Consider the following 2033-nt stretch of genomic DNA (forward strand, 5'->3'; position numbering starts at 1 on the left):
GGTATGGAACTGACCGTCATGGTTCGCGGCCTGGCCTGATCAGCCAGCCTGGTCAACCCAGTACCGTCGCCACGATTCCTGCGAGGTAGCCGAGGCGGGCTATCTCCGAAGGGCGGAATTCGGGCCCACCGGGACGACCGAGCATGAGGACTCGATTGCCGGAGCCGAGAGGTGCGGCAGCGAGGCTGGTGTTCATGTCGCGCCATACGTCCGGAACCCAGTCGGCCTCGCCGTCGAGGGCGGTGGGCTTGTCCAGTGGCATCCACGGAATGTCGGTGGCGTGGGTTTCCGGCGCGCCGGCGCTACCGACGACGCGGTACGCACCGTGCTTGCCGATGTCCGCGACGACGCACCAGCCGACTCGCAGTACACGCGGCGCGCCGTCGACGAGGACCTGTAGTCGATCGTTTCGGGCCGTCGCAACGGAATCTATGAGTTCGAGCTCACGGTGAGTGTCGAGAATCCCGGCGTAGGGGCGGATCGAATCGACCAGCACGTCCGGTAGATGCTCGGCAGCGGTGATCAAGGTGTCGGGCAGCGCGCCCGGTTCGACGTCGACCACGAGGTCGTCGATGGCAAAACCGTCACCTCGTTCCACGACGTCGAGGGAGAGGATGTCTGCGCCCACGGATCCGAGAGCTACGGCGAGCGCGCCGAGGCTGCCTGGTCGATCGGGCAGTTGGACGCGAAGCAGGTACGACACGTGCGTGCCTTTCGCTGATCGGTTCTCGCCCGGATCACGTCGACCCGGGCCTGACTCATCTTTGCACTTGCCCAACCTGCGATGGTGGGCGCCGCGGCGGCGTCACGCCGGATGCACATGCTTGTCACACGAGCGAAACACACCGCGGGCATCCGGCGTGGCGATCGACACAGTGAGCGTGCTCGTCGTTCGATACAGCGGGCGTGCTTACAGGTCTGTCGCGGCGAGCAACTAGGCTGGACCGGCAATGTTCACGTCCTCTTCCGAAAGGGGCCCCGCGGTGCCTGCCATCTCCCGTGACGAGGTCGCGCACCTCGCGCGGCTGTCCAGACTCGCCCTGTCCGATGCCGAACTCGACGAGTTCGCCGGTCAGTTGGATTCGATTCTCAACCACGTCAAGGTGGTCACCGAGGTTGCGGCCGACGACGTCCCGCCCATGGCGAATCCCAATGCCGTCACCAACGTGACGCGCCCCGACGTGATCGTGCCCGGGTTGACCCCCGAGCAGGCATTGTCCGGAGCACCCGCAGTCGAACAGGATCGCTTTGCGGTTCCGCAGATCCTTGGAGAGGGCGAATGACCGATCTGACCACGCTGGACGCCGCTGAGCTGGCCGGCAAGATCCACTCGCGTGAGGTGTCCTCGGTAGAGGTCACGCAGGCGCATCTCGACCGCATCGCGGCCGTCGACACCGAGTACCACGCCTTCCTGCACGTTGCAGGCGAACAGGCTCTCGAAGCCGCCGCAGCAGTGGACAACTCGCTCGCAGGCGGAAACGAACCCGCTTCGGCACTCGCCGGCGTTCCGATCGCGCTGAAGGACATCTTCACCACGACGGACATGCCGACCACCTGTGCGTCGAAGATTCTCGAAGGCTGGGTCGCGCCGTACGACGCGACTCTGACCTCCAAGCTGCGCGCTGCCGGCATCCCGATCCTCGGCAAGACGAACCTCGACGAGTTCGCGATGGGCTCTTCGACCGAGAACTCGGCCTTCGGCCCGACGCGTAACCCGTGGGACGTCACCCGCATCCCCGGTGGTTCGGGCGGCGGCAGTGCGGCTGCGCTCGCGTCCCGTCAGGCCCCGCTGGCCATCGGCACTGACACCGGCGGTTCGATCCGTCAGCCCGCTGCGGTCACCGCGACAGTCGGAACCAAGCCGACGTACGGAACCGTCTCGCGCTTCGGACTCGTCGCGTGCGCGTCCTCGCTTGATCAGGGCGGCCCCTGTGGACGCACCGTGCTCGACACCGCTCTGCTGCACGAGGTCATCGCCGGACACGATCCGCGTGACTCCACGTCCATCGACGCCCCCGTGCGTCCGGTGGTCG

The 2033-nt window shown here is 66.5% G+C and carries 3 protein-coding genes; 2 read left to right on the top strand and 1 reads right to left on the bottom strand.

The genetic code is table 11. The features are described from left to right. Positions 1-52: 52 nt before the first annotated feature. On the bottom strand, positions 53-703 hold the full coding sequence (locus A2J01_RS10410) for an amino acid-binding protein (protein ID WP_003944719.1): 651 nt from the start codon (positions 701-703) through the stop codon (positions 53-55). Between the two features lie 280 nt (positions 704-983). Here A2J01_RS10410 and gatC point away from each other — a divergent pair, with 280 nt between their 5' ends. Further along, positions 984-1283, top strand: a complete 300-nt coding sequence (gatC, locus tag A2J01_RS10415; protein ID WP_003944747.1) for an Asp-tRNA(Asn)/Glu-tRNA(Gln) amidotransferase subunit GatC — start codon at positions 984-986, stop codon at positions 1281-1283. Further along, a partial coding sequence (locus tag A2J01_RS10420; RefSeq protein ID WP_269455301.1) for an amidase occupies positions 1280-2033 on the top strand: 754 nt, incomplete at its 3' end. The genes gatC and A2J01_RS10420, both read left to right, overlap by 4 nt.

It is taken from the genome of Rhodococcus sp. EPR-134, assembly GCF_001647205.1.
GTDB classification, from domain to species: Bacteria; Actinomycetota; Actinomycetes; order Mycobacteriales; family Mycobacteriaceae; genus Rhodococcus_F; species Rhodococcus_F qingshengii.